This window comes from Sinomonas albida (genome assembly GCF_004919045.1).
Lineage (GTDB): Bacteria > Actinomycetota > Actinomycetes > Actinomycetales > Micrococcaceae > Sinomonas > Sinomonas albida.
This window is the reverse complement of the sequence record NZ_SWDW01000006.1, coordinates 192314-208728: the sequence shown is the minus strand read 5'-3', so window position 1 is coordinate 208728 and position 16415 is coordinate 192314. Positions and strand designations below refer to the sequence as shown.

Annotated in this window: 15 protein-coding genes; 11 read left to right on the top strand and 4 right to left on the bottom strand. The window is 71.4% G+C overall.

The window, feature by feature from the left end; genetic code table 11:
• Positions 1-6: 6 nt before the first annotated feature.
• Together E6A26_RS08175 and E6A26_RS08170 are read left to right on the top strand one after the other, a co-directional pair.
• Complete coding sequence (locus tag E6A26_RS08175; RefSeq protein ID WP_136610691.1) at positions 7-342, top strand: STAS domain-containing protein; 336 nt, start codon at positions 7-9, stop codon at positions 340-342.
• 93 nt (positions 343-435) lie between these two features.
• Entirely contained in the window at positions 436-699 is a 264-nt protein-coding gene (locus tag E6A26_RS08170) for a DUF4190 domain-containing protein (protein WP_136610690.1), read from the top strand.
• Between the two features lie 120 nt (positions 700-819).
• Here E6A26_RS08170 and E6A26_RS08165 read toward each other — a convergent pair whose 3' ends face one another.
• The gene (locus tag E6A26_RS08165; RefSeq protein ID WP_136610689.1) at positions 820-1938 is read right to left on the bottom strand and encodes a lytic transglycosylase; all 1119 of its coding nucleotides are present in this window, start codon (positions 1936-1938) and stop codon (positions 820-822) included.
• Between the two features lie 346 nt (positions 1939-2284).
• Between E6A26_RS08165 and E6A26_RS08160 the strand changes: the two genes are divergently transcribed.
• Complete coding sequence (locus tag E6A26_RS08160) at positions 2285-2515, top strand: glucose PTS transporter subunit EIIB (protein WP_136610688.1); 231 nt, start codon at positions 2285-2287, stop codon at positions 2513-2515.
• Entirely contained in the window at positions 2512-2976 is a 465-nt protein-coding gene (locus E6A26_RS08155) for a PTS sugar transporter subunit IIA (RefSeq protein WP_136610687.1), read from the top strand. The genes E6A26_RS08160 and E6A26_RS08155 overlap by 4 nt, the downstream gene beginning before the upstream one ends.
• Before the next feature lie 15 nt (positions 2977-2991).
• Here E6A26_RS08155 and E6A26_RS08150 read toward each other — a convergent pair whose 3' ends face one another.
• Complete coding sequence (locus tag E6A26_RS08150; protein ID WP_136610686.1) at positions 2992-3744, bottom strand: GntR family transcriptional regulator; 753 nt, start codon at positions 3742-3744, stop codon at positions 2992-2994.
• Between the two features lie 89 nt (positions 3745-3833).
• On the opposite strand from E6A26_RS08150, the gene E6A26_RS08145 reads away from it, so the two are divergent.
• A complete protein-coding gene (locus E6A26_RS08145) occupies positions 3834-4499 on the top strand; it encodes an alpha/beta hydrolase family protein (protein WP_136610685.1) in 666 nt (221 codons plus the stop codon).
• 20 nt (positions 4500-4519) lie between these two features.
• Here E6A26_RS08145 and E6A26_RS08140 read toward each other — a convergent pair whose 3' ends face one another.
• Positions 4520-6211, bottom strand: coding sequence for a SulP family inorganic anion transporter (locus tag E6A26_RS08140; protein WP_136610684.1), 1692 nt, complete (start codon positions 6209-6211; stop codon positions 4520-4522).
• 98 nt (positions 6212-6309) lie between these two features.
• Here E6A26_RS08140 and E6A26_RS08135 point away from each other — a divergent pair, with 98 nt between their 5' ends.
• From E6A26_RS08135 to E6A26_RS08125, 3 genes are all read left to right on the top strand, one after another.
• A complete protein-coding gene (locus E6A26_RS08135; protein WP_136610683.1) occupies positions 6310-7734 on the top strand; it encodes a phytoene desaturase family protein in 1425 nt (474 codons plus the stop codon).
• Between the two features lie 138 nt (positions 7735-7872).
• Positions 7873-8982 carry an AI-2E family transporter gene (locus E6A26_RS08130; protein ID WP_136610682.1) on the top strand — a complete coding sequence of 370 codons (1110 nt, stop codon included), beginning with the start codon at positions 7873-7875 and terminating at the stop codon, positions 8980-8982.
• 80 nt (positions 8983-9062) lie between these two features.
• On the top strand, positions 9063-10214 hold the full coding sequence (locus E6A26_RS08125) for a class I SAM-dependent methyltransferase (protein WP_136610681.1): 1152 nt from the start codon (positions 9063-9065) through the stop codon (positions 10212-10214).
• Here the strand turns inward: E6A26_RS08125 and E6A26_RS08120 are convergent.
• Positions 10180-11112, bottom strand: coding sequence for an aminoglycoside phosphotransferase family protein (locus tag E6A26_RS08120; protein ID WP_136610680.1), 933 nt, complete (start codon positions 11110-11112; stop codon positions 10180-10182). The two genes, E6A26_RS08125 and E6A26_RS08120, sit on opposite strands and share 35 nt — an antisense overlap.
• A 145-nt stretch (positions 11113-11257) precedes the next feature.
• On the opposite strand from E6A26_RS08120, the gene E6A26_RS08115 reads away from it, so the two are divergent.
• The 3 genes from E6A26_RS08115 (at position 11258) to metE (ending at position 16153) form a co-directional block, all read left to right on the top strand.
• Positions 11258-12466 (top strand): ROK family protein, encoded by a 1209-nt coding sequence (locus E6A26_RS08115; RefSeq protein ID WP_136610731.1) that lies wholly within the window; start codon positions 11258-11260, stop codon positions 12464-12466.
• 356 nt (positions 12467-12822) lie between these two features.
• A complete protein-coding gene (locus E6A26_RS08110) occupies positions 12823-13770 on the top strand; it encodes a methylenetetrahydrofolate reductase (protein WP_136610679.1) in 948 nt (315 codons plus the stop codon).
• A 25-nt stretch (positions 13771-13795) separates the two neighbouring features.
• Complete coding sequence (gene metE, locus E6A26_RS08105) at positions 13796-16153, top strand: 5-methyltetrahydropteroyltriglutamate--homocysteine S-methyltransferase (protein ID WP_136610678.1); 2358 nt, start codon at positions 13796-13798, stop codon at positions 16151-16153.
• Positions 16154-16415 lie beyond the last annotated feature (262 nt).

Sequence of the window (16415 nt, the reverse complement as noted above, 5' to 3'; positions counted from 1 at the left end):
AAAGCAATGATCGCGGTCACGATCGAGGAGCACGATGGATACGCCGAGGTGGTCGTCGAGGGCCGGCTCAATGTCGGCGGGGCGCCGCAGCTCAGGGCCGCGGTCGCCGACGCGATCGCTGCGGGTCATCGGCTGCTCGTCATGAATCTCCGCCAGACGGAATTCATGGACTCATCCGGGCTGGGAGCCCTCGTGGGATGCCTCAAAGCCGCACGTGAGGCTGGGGGAGACCTTCGGCTCGCCCAGGTCGGAGACAAGGTGGGCGCCGTCCTCAAGCTCACCAGCCTGGACCGCGTGCTGGTGCCTCATCGCGACGCGTCAGCGGCCGTCCACGAGGAGTAGTCGCCTCGGTTGTACATGTCCAATGGTCGAGGTATCTTGTTCGTGCACCCAGCAGTGGGCGACCGAGCATGACACGTTCGACCGGAGGCTCTCATGGCGACGACTCAGCCGCAGGCCAGTGCGCCCGCCGCGTCGCGCGGCATCAACGACCTCGCGCTATCGGCGCTCATTGCCTCGTTCTTCATCGGTTTCCTGGGGATCGTGCTCGGCCATCTTTCGCTCGAGCAGATCAGGGCCACGGGGGACTCGGGCCGCGGACTTGCGATCGCGGCCCTCGCGGTCGGCTACGTGACGGTGTGCCTCACGGGGCTCGCGCTCGTCATGTATTTCGCGATCGCCGCGTCGCGGCTTGGGTGAACGCGAGCGGCCCACGCGCTGGGCGGCCCGCCGTGCGACCGGTCTGCGCATTGCGCGGCGACCGCATTGCGCGGCGACCGAGCCCTGAGGCCGCGGAGACCCGGAGAACCTGGGTCGGGTCTATGAATACTTGGCCATGCGCTGCTTGACCTGCGCGACGTAGGCCCTCGTGTCGGGGTACATGCCGTACGCCTGAACCCCGTACAGCCCCTGGTAGTAGCCCGCGATGGCAATGTCCTCAGTGGGTGCCTGGCGGAGGAGCCAGCGCAGCATCGCGACACCGGCGGCGACGTTGTCCGCGGTATTGCGCAGGTCCAGATTCCGGCCCGCAAGGCTCGAGACCCAGCTCGCGTTCGCGGGCATGATCTGCATCACCCCGATCGCTCCGGCGGGGGAGGTCACGTTCTGCCTGAAGCTCGACTCCTGCTCCGCGATGGCGAGGGCCAACGGGGCCGGGACCCCCATCTCGGCGGCCGTCTGCCGGACGATGGCCTGGATCTGCGCGGCCGACTCGGTCCCCGTCGACACGCCGTGACCGCCCGCAAACAGCTCGTCGAGCGAGAGACCCGTCTTCTCGGACACGCCCCACATGGTCTTGTGCCGGAACGTCTCCTCGTTCCACCAGGAGGGCCGATCGCTGCCGGCGGCAGCCTGCGGAGCAGCTCCCGGTGCGGTCGCGCTCTGCGCTGCGGGTGGCGCAGCTTGCGGTGCCGCAGCAGGGGCCGGTGAACGCGGTGCCGGTGCGGGTGCCGGTGCCGCCGAACGCGGCGCCGTGGCTTGCGTTGCTGGGGGCGGGGTCGACGCCGGCGCGCCGGCCTGCCGGAGGATGATCTGCTGCCCGGGGTAGATCGTCGATGCGGGCCCGAGTCCGTTGAGCCGGAAGAGGTCGCTGAGACCGACGCCGGTCTGCTGGGAGATCGCCCACAGGCTGTCCCCGCTCCGGACCGTGTACGTGACGGACGGGGCGGGGGCCGGCGCCGCGGGAGCGGAGGCGGAAGCGCCGGCGTCGTCCGCGAGCCGAATCTGCTGCCCGGGGTAGATGATCGAGCTCCATCCCAGGCCGTTGAGGCGGAAGAGATCGCCGAGCGGGACCCCGTGGCGGTCGGCGATGGCGCCCAGCGTGTCGCCGGGCTGGACCGTGTAGAAGTTCGCGGCCGCAGCCGGAGCCGCGATCGCGGCGGTGAGCGCTGCCGCGGAGGCGGTCACCGTCGCTGCCCTCAACCCGCGTGCCTTGTTCATGTCGCTACCTTCCTCCCCATGGCCTGCCGAGCGTGCATGCGCGCCACCCAGCGAGCAGCGGCCGAGGGCGCGACGAACTACGACCGTTGGACATATCCAATCACAGCTTGGGTGCGCAATCGTGTAGGCGCGCGTCCTTCGGTCGACGCTGCGGGGAGGGGCACTTGTGCGACGAGAATCACAGGTGGTACTGTCTGGTTAGTACCAGTGCGGTCGAAGTGTTCCAGTTGACGCCGTCGCGCGTGACGGGCGGGACGTTTCGATCCAGACTGGTCACGTCGGCGCACTGATCGGGCGACCGGGAACGAGGCTGTTCCGGCGCGGGCAGCAAGTAGGAAGGAATGCCATGTCAAAGGCGGAGAAGATCATCGAGGGCCTTGGCGGGGCCGGCAACATCGTCGAAATCGAGGCCTGCATCACGCGCCTCCGCACCGAGGTCAGAGACGGCTCGCTCGTCAAGGAGGATGTGCTCAAGTCGGCCGGTGCCCACGGGGTTCTCGCCGCGGGGACAGCCGTTCAGGTGATTGTCGGGCCGGAGGCGGACACGCTTGCTGAGGACATCGAGGACCTCCTGTGAGTTCGGAGCTCGTCGTCCTGGCTCCCTTGAGCGGCCGCGTCGTGCCGCTCAGCGAGGTGCCGGATCCCGTGTTCTCCGGCCAGATGGTCGGCTCCGGGGCAGGCGTCGAGCCCGAGCCCGGGGAGTTCGACGTGGTTTCCCCCGTCGCAGGGAAGATCGTCAAGCTCCTCCCGCACGCCTTCGTCGTCGTCGATTCTTCGGGCCGTGGAATCCTCACGCACGTCGGCATCGACACGGTCAAGCTCGGCGGTGAGGGCTTCACGCTCCTCGCGGCCAAGGGCGACGAGGTCGAGGCCGGAGGGCTCGTCATGCGGGTCGACCCGGCCGCAGCGCTGCGGGCGGGCTACTCGCTCGTGAGCCCCGTCGTCGTCCTCGATTCGAAGGCGGATACCGCGAGCCTCCTCGCGGAGGGACAGGTCGCGGCTGGGGCAGAGCTGTTCAGCTGGGCGCGCCCCGAGTAGCCGGCTACGGGAGGCTCAGAGCCTGACCTCCATGGTGAGCGCGTAGCGATCCGAGCGGTACCAGGAGCGGGCGTGCTCGATCGCGTGGTCGCCGGAGAACGAAACGCGATCGAACGCGAGCACGGGCGAGCCTGCCTCGGCGCCGAGGAGAACCGCGACGTCCGGCGGTGCGCCCTCGGCGCGGACCGTCTGGCGCGCGCGGTCGATCTGATGTCCGAAGTCCGAGGCCAGCGCGCGATAGATCGATCCGGTCAGATCGATGTCGAGGAGTCCTGCGGCGAGGGAGGCGTTGTACCAGGCGTCGTCGACGCTCACCGGTCGCCCATCGGCAAGGCGCAGCCGGCGAATGTGGTAGGCCTCCTCGGCGGACCCGAGACCGAGCGCCTTCGCAGTCGCCGGCGGCGGGGTGGACTGCACGGCCTCGAGGACGATGGTGCTCGGCTTGTGCCCCTGTGCCTCCATCTCCTGGGTGAAGGAGGCGAGGTGCAGCGTGGACTGGACCGCGCCCTCTGAGACGAAGGTGCCCTTGCCCGGAACGCGCACGAGGTGACCCTCGTTGACGAGCCGGCCGATCGCCGCGCGGACGGTGATGCGGCTGACGCCGAACTGGTCCATGAGCGTCCGCTCGCTCGGCACACGCTCACCGGGATCCAGCTCGTTCTTGGCCATCCTGAGGAGGATCCCGTGGAGCTGCTCGTGCTTGGGGACCTGGCTGTTCTCGATCGCCTCGACGCCGCGGCGGACCTCCGCCGAATCGCTGATCGTCATGACTGCCTTCCCTCGGGGCCTGAATTGGATCGTACCAGTGCAGACCAAGGCCGGGCTGTGGCTCGCCGGGACCACGGCAAGATAGACCCATGAGCGAACACGACGAGCGCATCACGATCCCCACCCCCGCGGGCGACGTCTCGGGCGTCTTCCGGCATCCCGACGGGGCGGACGCGACCGTCGCCGTGGCCCATGGCGCGGGCGCAGGGATGGACCACCCGTTCATGGTGGGCTACTGCGACGCGCTCAACGGGCTGGGCATCGCGACGCTGCGCTTCAATTTCGCGTACATCGAGGAGGGCAAGCGGCTCCCGGACCGGGCTCCGCGCGCCATCTCGGTGTGGGCCGCGGTCCTCGAGGAAGTACGACGGCGGGCGGCCCCCGAGCCGCTGTGGGCGGCGGGGAAGTCCTTCGGTGGCCGGATGGCCTCGATGGCGGTCGCGGACGGCTCGATCGCTCCGGCCGGGCTCGTGTTCCTCGGCTACCCCCTGCATCCGGCAGGGAACCCCGCGAAGATCCGAGACGAGCACCTCTACGGGCTCACGTTGCCGATGCTGTTCCTGCAGGGCACGCGGGACACGCTGGCCACCCGCGAACTCCTCGACGGCGTCGTCGCGAAGCTCCCCACCGCGACACTCTCCTGGCAGGAGGGGGCCGATCACTCGTTCGCCGTCAAGGGCGTCAAGCGGACCCCGTACGCGATCGGCGCGTCTCTCGCGGCGCCCACGGCGGAGTTCGTGCGCGCGGCTCGCTGAATACTCCCGGGGACGACCGCTCAGCGGTGAGGGCCGCCGTCGTCCGTCGCCGCCTCGCCCGCGCCGCCGTCTGCGCGGAGGTCGCGCACGGCCGCGCTCACGGTGGGGTAAAACGTGCCGGGGCCGAAGCGGCCGCGAGTGCCGAAGCGAAGCAGCCGGTCCTTGACCGGGCCCTTGAGCTCGGCGAACACGAGGTCGATCCCGTGCGCGGAGAGCCAATCGTCGAGGAGGAGGACCTCGTCGAGGGCCGTCGTGTCGATCCCCGTGATGGGCTCCGCGGCGATCACCACATGAGTCACCTGTCGGTGGGCGTTCTCGACCAGCTCCCGGACGAAGCTGCTGAAGACCGCGCCGTTCGCGAAGAACAAGGGCGCGTCGAAGCGCGCGAGGATGAGTCCGGGGACCCGCTCCGCCTCGGGGTGCCGCGAGATGTCGTGATAGCCGGGGACGTCGGGCCGATCGCCCAGCTCGGCGCGATACGGCCCCCACGCGCGGCGGATGAAGTCGAGCAGCGACAGCGCGACTGCGATCACGATGCCCTGCAGGACCCCGATGGTCGTGACGCACGCGAACGCCGCGAACATGAGGCCGAACTCGACGCGGCTGAGCCGCCACAGCCGGACGATTGCGCGCAGATCGACGAGGCCTGTCGCGGCCGCGATGACGACGGCGGCGAGTGTCGCCGTGGGCAGGAAGGCGGTGACGCCGGGGATTGCCGCCATGAACGCGGCGGTCAGCAGCGCTGCCACGACCCCCGTGAGCTGCGTCCGCCCGCCCGCATCGATCGCCACCGGTGTCCGCGACGAGCTCGCGGACACTGGGAAGCCGCTCACGAGGCCGGCAGCGAGATTCGAGGCGCCGAGTGCCGCCATCTCGCGCGTTCCCGACACGGAGCGGCCCTCGCGCAAGGCGAGGCTCTGCGAGAGGACGCCGGTGTCCGCGAACACCATGAGCGCCACGCCCGCCGCGGGAGCCAGAAGGGACGCCGCGTCCGCGGGTGTCAGCTGCGTGAACTGCGGGGCCGGGAGGCCTTGGGGGAGCGGGCCGACGGTCGCGACCACGTGCGTGAGGCCCCCGAGCCACACCGCGAGCCCCGAGCCGACGACTGCGAACAACGCGCCCGGGACTCGCCACCGAAGCCGGCGGGGGAGCCAGATGAGCGCGAGCGATCCCAGGCCCAACGCGACGGGGACGGGGCCGATGCCGCGCTGGACCACGTCCGCCCCGGTCGCCGCAAGGTGTTCCCACGGCGTCTGGCCTCGGCCCTCCAGCCCGAGGAGCGTGGGGAGCTGGCCGGCCGCGACGGTGAGCGCGATCCCTGCGAGGTAGCCGAGGCGTATCGGCCCCGAGAGCAGGCCGGTGAGCGCGCCGAGACGGAGCAGGGCACCGAGGAGCAGGAACGCGCCGATGTAGATCGCGAGGAGCCCGGCAAGGGCGAGCGCCCGCGCGCTGCCCGCGGCGGCGAGCGGGAGCACGGCCGCGGAGATCATGGGCGCGAGCGCGGAGTCGGGGCCGAGGATGAGGATCCGGGACGGGCCGACGGCGGCGTACACGAGCAGCGGCACGATGGTCGCGTACAGGCCGGCGACCGGGGCGAGCGCCGCGGCCTGCGCGTACGCCATTCCCGCCGGGATGAGGAGCCCGACGAGTGCGGCTCCGGCGAGGGCGTCGTGCCGGAGAGAGCCGAGACTGTAGCCCCGCAGCCACGTCATGCAGCGATGATGGGCCTCGCTACGCCTCGGCGCCAGCCCCACCCAAGGGTCCGCGTGGGTCCGCGTGGGGACGGTGGGGCGAGTGGGAGGATGGACCCATGACCAGCGCCGTCGTGGTGGGGAGCGGGCCGAACGGGCTCGCGGCCGCCGTGCGCCTTGCCCAGGAGGGCCTCTCGGTTCGGGTGCTCGAAGCCGAGCCCACGATCGGCGGGGGGACACGGTCTTCGACCGTGGCGGCAGGGGCCGGGGCCGGCGTCGTCACCGACGAGTGCTCGGCGTTCCATCCCATGGGCGTCGCGTCGCCATTCCTCGCAAGCCTTGGCCTCGAGCGTCACGGGCTGCGCTGGCGGTGGCCCGAAGTCCAGTTCGCGCACCCGCTCGACGGCGGTCGCTCGGCCTTGCTGTGGCGCGACGTCGACCGGACGGCGGACGGCCTCGGCGCCGACGGGCGCGCGTGGGACAGGACTCTGGGCATGATCGCGCGCAGCTTTCCCGACCTCGTCCCCGAGCTGCTCGGTCCAGCGCTCCATGTGCCGAGACGCCCCATCGCGTTCGCGCGGTTCGGCGCGCTCGCGGCCCTTCCCGCGAGCGTGCTCGCGCGGGCCTGGCGAGGCGACGAGGCACGCGCCCTCTTCGGCGGGGTCGCGGCCCATGCGTTCTCCCCGCTCGACGCCCCCCTCTCGAGCGCCGTCGGGCTCGTCTTGGGCGCGGCAGCCCATGCGGTGGGCTGGCCCGTCGCCGAGGGCGGGAGCCAGGCCATCGCGGATGCGCTCGCTGCACGTCTCCGCGAGCTGGGAGGCGTGATCGAGACGGGGGTGCGGGTCCGCACGCTGGAGGACGCGGGCAGCTTCGATGTCCTGCTTCTGTGCACGGCACCCGGCGCTGCGGCGAGCCTCCTCGCCGGGAGGCTCCCGGCCGCCGTCGCCCGTTCCTATGCGCGCTATCGGCACGGACCCGCGGCCTTCAAAGTCGACTACGTGATCGAGGGGGAGGTGCCGTGGGCGGCGCCGGACATCGGGCGCGCCGGGACGGTCCACCTCGGCGGGACGTTCGAGGAGACCGCCGCAGCCGAGAAACAGGTTCTCGCGGGGCACATGCCCGCCCGGCCGTTCGTCCTCGTGGGGCAGCAATTCGTCGCCGATCCGGGGCGGTCCGCGGATGGGCTCAATCCGCTGTGGGCGTACGCGCACGTGCCGAACGGCTATCCGGGCGACGCGACGGAGGCGATCACGGGCCAGATCGAGCGCTTCGCGCCGGGATTCCGCGGCCGGATTCGCTCCGTCGCGTCGCGGAGCGTTGCGCAGGCCGAGGCGCACAACGCCAACTATGTAGGGGGAGACATCAGCACGGGGGCGAACTTCGGGGCGCAGCTCCTGTTCCGGCCGCGCGTCGCGCTCGATCCGTACTCGACTGGCGTCCCCGGCGTGTACCTCTGCTCCGCGGCGACGCCCCCGGGCGGGGGAGCACACGGGATGGCGGGCTTCCACGCCGCCGAGCGCGCCATAGCCCACCTGAGGCGGTGAACCCCGGCCGCTCGCCGGGCCGAGACTTCGGCGGCGTCTCGCTCAAGGGGCGACGGCGACTGGGCCCAGCCTGAGGCGCCGGGCGGCTTCGTTCACATAGGGTGGAGCAACGTCCATCGACTGTGCGGAGACAAAACCATGCCCGAGCACCCACCCACCACGACGACCCCCGCCGGCCTCTGGTCGGACGGCCTAGGCCGTGCGGCAATCCGGTCGCTGCAGGTCCTCGCCGTCGCAGCCCTCCTCTGGTGTGTGGGCTGGGCCCTCACCCGCGTACCGCTCGCCCTGATCCCCGTGATCATTGCGTCGATTCTGGCTTCGGCGATCTCGCCGCTCGTGGGGTGGCTGGACCGGCACGGCTGGCCCAGGCCCGTCGCGGTGCTCGCCTCGTTCCTCGCGATCCTGGCTGTCTTCGGAGGCCTCATCGCGTTCTGCGTGGCCCTGGTGCGCGCGCAGTCTCACGAGCTCGCCGCCCGATTCACCAACGGCATCCGCCAGCTGGAGGATCTGGTCAGCAACGGGCCGGTCCGCCTCAGCGATGAGCAGCTTGCGAGCGTGCGGGACGGGCTTCAGCATTTCCTTTCGTCCGGCAGCTTCGGCACCGAGGCGCTCACCGGGGTGCGCAGCGTCGGCGAGTTCATCGCGGCGATGGTCCTGATGGCAGTCATCCTGTTCTTCTTCCTCAAGGACGGGCACGAGATCCGCGAATTCCTCCTACGCCTCGTCCCCGGGACCTACCGGGCCACGGCGCGCACGGCCGCGGAGCGCAGCGCCCACGTGCTGGGCGCCTACGTGCGGGGGACGGCCCTCGTGGCCGCGGCCGATGCGCTGATCGTCGGCGTCGCGCTGGTCGTCATGCAAGTGCCCTTGGCTCTGCCCCTGGCCGTGTTCGTGTTCATCGGCGGGTTCATCCCCATCCTCGGGGCCACCACCGCGGGCATCCTCGCCGTCGCCGTGGCCCTCCTGTCCAACGGGCCCGTCGCGGCGATCGTGATCCTCGTCGTGGTGCTCGCAGCGAATCAGATCGAGCACCACCTTCTCCAGCCGCTGCTCATGGGCAAGGTCCTGTCCATCCACGGGCTGGCCATCCTGCTCTCCCTGGCCGTGGGCACCATGCTCGCGGGAATTGTCGGCGCGCTCCTCGCGGTGCCCTTTACCGCCGTCGGCTGGGCGGTCGTGAAGACGTTCACGCGGCGCGGGGAGTCGGAGGGGAGCCAAGCCGTCGAGGACGGGCCTGCCACGGCTTGATCTGCCAGGGCCGGATTTGTCAGGGCCTGATCTGCCAGGCTTGATCTGCCCGGGGGCGTCGCCGCGAATAGAGTAGTCCGGTGCATGCCGACCCGAGCGGGCCCTTCCCGTACGAACTCCTGCGGCGGTTCCCCGATGTCGAGGCCCCGAACCTCTATGCCTGGGACGCGACGGACCGGCTCCTCGGGGACCGCGGGATCGCGGAGGCCGCGGCCCGCGGGCTGGATGGCGGCGAGATCGCGGTCATCGGCGACGGCTACGGCGCGATCGCGCTGCGGCTCGCGGCGGCCGGGCTCACCGGGGTGCGTGTCTATGAGGACCTCGCCTCCGGGCGGGCCGCCTTCGCCCGCAATGCCGAGGCGCTCGGGCTCGCGGGGCTCCAGCGCCAGGGCGAGTTCTGCGCCGAGCTGCTCCGGGGCGCGCGGCTCGTGCTGCTCCAGCTCCCCAAGGGGCTCGCCGAGCTCGAGGAGATCGCGGACGCCGTGGCCCGATGGGCCCCGCCGAATGTACTGCTCGTCGCGGGAGGCCGCGTCAAGCACATGACGCTCGCCATGAATGACGTCCTCCAGGCGGCCTTCGGCGAGGTCCGTGCCGAACTCGCGGTCCAGAAGTCACGGCTGCTCGTGGCCGAGGGACCGCTTCCGGTTGCCGAGCGCCCGCCCTACCCCGTCCGCGCAACGCACGACGACGTCGGCCTCACCCTGTGCGCGCACGGCGGCGCATTCGCGGGCACGAAGCTGGATCTCGGCACGCGCTTCCTGCTCGGGTTCGTCGAGCGCATGCCGGCGGGCGCCGCCGTCGACCTCGGCTGCGGCACTGGCGCCCTCGCCGCGGCCTACGCACTCGCGCATCCCCTCGCGGAGGTCGTGGCTACGGATCGTTCGGGGTGGGCCGTGCGTTCGGCGCGCGCCACGATGGAGGCCAACGGGCTTGGCGGGCGCGTCACCGTCGAGCACGACGACGCCGCCTCCCTCCGCGCGGAGGGCTCGGCCGACGTCGTGCTCCTCAACCCGCCCTTCCACCTCGGCGCGAGCGTCCACGCGGGGGCGGCGCTGCGCCTCTTCGACGCGGCCGCGAGGATCCTGCGCCCGGGCGGCGAGCTCTGGACGGTGTACAACGCGCATCTGGACTATCGGCGGCAGCTGCAGGCCGCTGTCGGCCGCACGTCCGTCGAGGGGACGTCGCGGAAGTTCACGGTCACGCGCTCCGTGAGGCGCCGCCCGCGCCCGTGAGGCCGCGCGAGAACTGTGCACGCAGCTCGCGCAGCGTGAACTCGCCGTTGGCGGCGAACGCCGGGTCGTTGCCCTCGACGGCCACGCTCAGGAGCCCGAAGTGCAGCGCCCACGCCGCCGCGCGGCGCCACGTGTCGCGGTCGCGGGGGAGCGCCGCCTCGACGGCCGCCACGAATTCGCGCCGCCGCCCCTCTTCGTAGAGCTGCCACGCGACGGCGAGGTCTACGGCGGGATCGCCCGCGCAGAGGTCGCCGAAGTCGATGACGCCGGCGAGCGAGCCGTCCGCGGCGAAGAGGATGTTGCCCGGATGCAGGTCGCCGTGGACCCATACCGCGGGGCCCGCGTGCGGCGCCGCGCCCGAGAGCGCGGCCCACAGGGCTGAGAGCTCCGCGTGATCCTGTCGGTGCGCGACGAGCGCAAGGCGCTCGCGCACGCGCGCATCGAGTGCGCCGACGTGGAGTCCGCGGAACGGGTTCTCTGGCGCATCCGGGGGTGCGGGGGTGTGGAGCGCGCCGAGGAAGCCCGCGAGCTCGGCCGCGCCGCCGCGCGCCGCGGGCGGGACGGACAGCCCGGGAGCGCCCTCTGTCCAGCGGCAGATGCTCCACTCCCACGGATAGCCGCGGGCCGGACGCCCCCTGCGGACCGGCACAGGCAGCGCGATGCCGGTCCGCGCGGCGATCTCGCCCACGAAGCGCAGCTCGGACCGCACGAGGCCGGCCGCGAGCTTCCGGCGGGGCATGCGGACCGCGAGGTCGTCGCCGAGCCGGAACACGACGTTGTCCCAGCCCTCCGCCGCGGGCACGAGCGGGAGGCCCGCGAGGTCGGGGTGCTGGTCGGCGAGGAGCGCACGGACGAGGTCCGCCGTGACGACGGCCTCGGCTTCAGGCGTGCGCGACATGGTTCCTCCTCAGCTTGCGCTCAGCCACGGGTCAGGGGTGAACAGGGTAACGTAAACGAGAGGACAATCACGTACCTGCCGAAAGGATCCTGTGACGGAGCAGCCACGCCAGCAAGCGCAGCGGCGCGGGACCAATCTGCCGCGGATGGGCGACTTCAACCTCACGGTCATCCTTGACGCGATCCGCCGCTCGGAGGTGGGCCTCAGTCGCGTCGAACTCGCCCAGATCGTGGGGCTTTCGCCACAGACCATCTCCAACATCTCCCGCCGTCTCCTGGACCAGAAGCTCATCGTCGAGGCCGGCAAGGAGGGCACCGGTCCAGGCAAGCCGCGGACCATCCTGCGCCTCAACCCGCACGGCATGTACGCGATGGGTGTGCACCTCGACCCGGCGCTCATCACGGTCGTCCTCCTGGACCTCGTGGGGGCAGTGGTCGAGAAGCGCACTTTTGTCACGCCCCTGAGCCACGATCCGGACGAGATCGTCCACGCGATCGCGGAGTGCGTCGAGGAGCTGATTGAGCGTTCGGGCGTGGACCGCAAGCTCGTGGCCGGGCTCGGCGTTGCCGCGCCGGGGCCGATCGACCTCGACCGCGGAGCCGTGGTGGGCCCGCCGCTCCTGCGCGGCTGGGTCGACGTGCCGCTCCAGGAGCTCGTCCACCGGGCCACGGGACTTCCCACGACCGTGGACAAGGACGTGACGGGCGCCGCCGTGGCCGAGATCTGGGCCGGCGGCCCGGGCGGCTCGGGGAGCTTCGTGTTCTTCTACCTCGGCACCGGCCTCGGTGTGGGGCTGGTCCTCAACGGCGAGGTCTACCGCGGGTTCTCGGGCAACGCGGGGGAGATCGGGCACATCATCGTGGATCCGGACGGTCCCGTCTGCAGCGACGGCTGCGGCATGCGCGGCACGATCGGCACGGCCCTCGAGCCGACCGTGATCGTGAGCGAGGCCGTCGTGGCAGGCATCCTTCCAGTGCTTCCCGAGAATCCCACCGCGCGCGACTTCCAGCGCGCGTTCGCGAGGCTGGCCGAGATGGTCGGCGAGGGCGAGGAGGCGGCCATCGCGATCATGCGGCGGGCGGCGCGCAACTTGGCGTGGGCGGCTGCTGTCGTGGGCAACCTGGTCGACGTGGACCGGATGGTGTTCGGCGGCCCGTTCTGGGAGTCTGTGTCCCAGTTCGTGCTCGATGTGCTGCCGGACATGGTCAACGATCTGCTCGCGACGCGCGGAATCCACCGCGTAGGGCTCTCCGGCACGCGGCTCGGCGAGGACGTCGGCGCCGTGGGCGCGGCGTGCCTCGTGCTCGAGCGCGCGCTTGCCCCGCGCGCCGAGCGGCTCCTCCTCGAGGGCTGAGCCGGGCGTCGAACGGACGACGACGGCGCGGCGCCACTTGTGCGTCATGCGGCGTCACGCTCGTACTTGTTCGTAGCATTCCGTCGAATTCGCACCGTTTGGCGCTGCACGCTTGATGGAGGCCCGCGGGGATCCTTAGTCTCGAAGGCAAGTTGCTTCCCGCAACGTGTCAGCGATCCCCGCAAGGCGGGGATGTGGGTGCCCCCGTGAGGGCCTGACATTTGCCGCAGGAAGCTGGTCCTTTGAGGGCGCCCGCCGCGGCGGTGCCCGCGGGCTGGCTTGTCTGCGTTCCTTAATACCCTTTCCTCCGGCCGCGGCTCAGCCTCGCCGGCACGCATCGGATCCTAGGAATGCAAGTGTCCCCACCTACTCTCATCGACGCACCCTCGGCGCACTCGGCCGAGCCCGTCGCCCTGTCCTACGAACTGTTTCCGCCGCGCAGCGACGCTGCGTCGGCGACCCTGTGGAAGACCATCCGCGAGCTCGAGTGCACCGACCCCGACTACGTGTCCGTGACGTACGGCGCGAGCGGCTCGAACCACGAGACGGCGCTCGACCTCGTTGACCGGCTCCAGCTCGAGACCACCCTCCGCCCGCTCGCCCACCTCACGTGCGTGGGCGGGACGCCGGATGAGCTCAGCCGGACCGTCAACGCGCTCCTGGACCGAGGCGTCCGCGGAATCCTCGCCCTCCGCGGGGACCGCCCGAAGGACGGACAGCTGCCCGAGGGCAGCCTCCGGTACGCCCAGGACCTCATCGAGCTCATCCGGCGTGTCGAGCGGCGCCGCTTCGCCCAGTTCGCTGCGGGCAAGGTCGCGATCGGCGTGGCCGCCTACCCGGTGAAGCACCCGGAGTCGCCGAGCGTGGCCCACGACATCGAGGTGCTCCTCGCGAAGCAGCGCTCCGGCGCGGACTTCGCGATCACGCAGGTGTTCTTCCACCCCGAGCAGTACTCGGCGCTCGTGCATCGCGCACGCCGGGCTGGGGTCACGATCCCGATCATCCCGGGCATCATGCCGCTCACGAGCCTCCGGCGCATCCTCCGGCTCTCCGAGCTGAGCGGCGTCGAACCGGACGCGGGCCTTCTGGACCGTATGCGAGAGGCCGCGGACGACGTCGCGGCCGCCCGCCGCATCGGCGTCGAGGCGAGCGTTGCACTGGCCGAGGCGGCGCTGGACGCGGGCGCACCCGGCCTCCACCTGTACACCTTCAACGAGCACGAGAGCGCCCTCGAAGTCCTCTCGAAGCTCAACCTCCCGCGGCCGTCCCGGCCTTCCCTCCAGGCCCACCGCCGGCCCTCCTGACCTGTCACCGACGAAGGAATCAACGATGACCGAAAATAACTTCCCCGCAGCCACGATCCTCGGCTACCCGCGCATCGGCCGCCGCCGTGAGCTGAAGAAGGCCGTCGAGGCCTATTGGGCAGGCACGAGCAGCGCCGCCGAGCTCGAGGCCGCCGCCGACACGATCCAGCTCGCGACCCTGCGCCGGCTCACCGAGCTCGGCCTCACCGAGCCGTCCGCCATCCCCGGTACGTTCTCGTTCTACGACCAGGTGCTCGACACCGCCGTGGCGCTCGGCGCGGTCCCGGCCCGCTTCGGTGCCCTGCACGACGCCGACGGCGAGCTCGGCCTCGACGCGTACTTCACGCTCGCCCGCGGCAACGCCGAGCAGCAGCCGCTCGAGATGACCAAGTGGTTCGACACGAACTACCACTACCTCGTGCCCGAGATCGGCCCGGAGACGGCGTTCTCGCTCTCCTCCGACCGCGTGGTCGACGAGTTCCGCTTCGCCCAGGCGAACGGCGTCGTGACCCGCCCCTACCTCGTGGGTCCCGTGACGTTCCTCCTCCTGAGCAAGGCCTCCGACGACGCCCCCGAAGGCTTCGCGCCGCTCTCCCGCCTCGACGACGTGCTCCCGGTCTACGCCCAACTGCTCGAGCGCCTCGGCGCCGCCGGTGCCGAGTGGGTCCAGCTCGACGAGCCCGCGCTCGTCGCGGACCTCGACAGCGCCGCAGGCGCGACCAGCGCAGAGGTGAGCGCCGCCGTCGAACGCGCCTACGCCGCGCTGACCGCCTCGGCCGTAGGAACGGCCGGGCGCCCGCAGATCCTGCTGTCGGCACCCTACGGCGGGCTCGGCGAGCAGGCCGCGGCCGTCGCGGCGACCGGCGTCGAGGCCGTCGCGATCGACCTGTTCAAGGGCGCCGTGCCCTCGCCCGAGGAGCTCCCAGAGTTTGCCACGAAGTTCGCGGGCAAGACGCTCGTCGCCGGCGTCGTGGACGGCCACAACATCTGGCGCAACGACCTCAAGGCGTCGGCGGCGAAGCTCGACTCGCTGCGCGCCGCTGGCCTCGACGTCGCGGTGGGCACCTCGACCTCGACGTTCCACGTCCCGCACGACGTCGAGGACGAGACGCAGCTCGACGCCGGCCTGCGCAGCTGGCTCGCGTTCGCGGACCAGAAAGTCGGCGAGGTCGCGACCCTCGCCGGCTACCTGGCTGATCCCGAGTCCGCTCAGGCCGCGATCGACGAGGCCTCGCGCGTGCTCGCCTCCCGCGCCGAGGCGCCCGGCGTGCGCCGCGCTGAGGTGCGCGAGCGCACCGCCGCGCTCACGGACGCGGACTTCTCGCGCTCGGACTTCGCGGCGCGCGCCGCCGCGCAGGACGCCGAGCTGCACCTCCCGCCGCTCCCGACGACAACGATCGGATCCTTCCCCCAGACGTCACAGGTCCGCGGCGCGCGCGCCCGCCTGAACAAGGGCGTGATCGGCGAGGCCGAGTACGAGCGCCTCATGAAGGACGAGATCAAGCGCGTCGTGGACCTCCAGGAGGAGCTCGGCTTCGACGTCCTCGTGCACGGCGAGCCCGAGCGCAACGACATGGTCCAGTACTTCGCCGAGAACCTCGACGGCTTCGACGTCACGGTGCACGGCTGGGTGCAGTCCTACGGCTCGCGCTGCACGCGACCCTCGATCCTCTGGGGTGACGTGTCCCGCCCCGCGCCCATCACGGTTCCGTGGGCCGAGTACGCGCAGTCGCTCACGGACAAGCCCATGAAGGGCATGCTCACGGGTCCGGTGACCATCCTCGCGTGGTCCTTCGTCCGCAACGATCAGCCGCTCGCCGAGACCGCCAACCAGGTGGCCCTCGCCCTCCGCGACGAGATCGCGGACCTCGAGGCGGCCGGGATCAAGGTCATCCAGGTCGACGAGCCGGCCCTGCGCGAGCTGCTCCCGCTGCGCCGTGCCGACCAGCCCGCGTACCTAGACTGGTCCGTCAAGTCGTTCCGGCTCGCGACCGCGGGTGCCGCCGACGCCACGCAGGTGCACACGCACCTCTGCTACTCCGAGTTCGGTGTCATCATCGATGCGATCGACGGCCTCGACGCCGACGTGACCTCGATCGAGGCGGCCCGCTCCCGCATGGAGGTGGTCAACGACCTCGAGAGCCACGGCTTCGGCCGCGGCGTCGGTCCCGGCGTGTACGACATCCACTCGCCGCGCGTCCCCTCGCAGGGCGAGATCGAGGAGCTTCTGGCGACGGCGGTAGCCCATGTCCCGTCGCGTCAGCTCTGGGTCAACCCGGACTGCGGCCTCAAGACCCGGGGCTATGCGGAGACCGAGGAGTCGCTGCGGAACCTTGTCGAGGCCACGAAGGTGGCGCGCGGAGTCCTCGCGGCCAACGCCTGACCGCCCCGCCCCATCCGTTGCGGGGTCTCGTCCCGACCGTTGCGGGGTCCCGTCCGCTCGGTTGTGGGGTCCCGTCCGCTCGGTTGTGGGGTCAATGTCGTGACATTGACCCCGCAAGGCGGTGGACGGGACCCCACAACGTTTCGCCGGTGACCCCGCAATGCGGTGGACGGGACCCTGCAAGGCGGTGGACGGGACCCCGCAACGTTTCGCCGGTGACCCCGCAAGGCGGTGGACGGGACTCCGCAACCCAAAGGGGTGG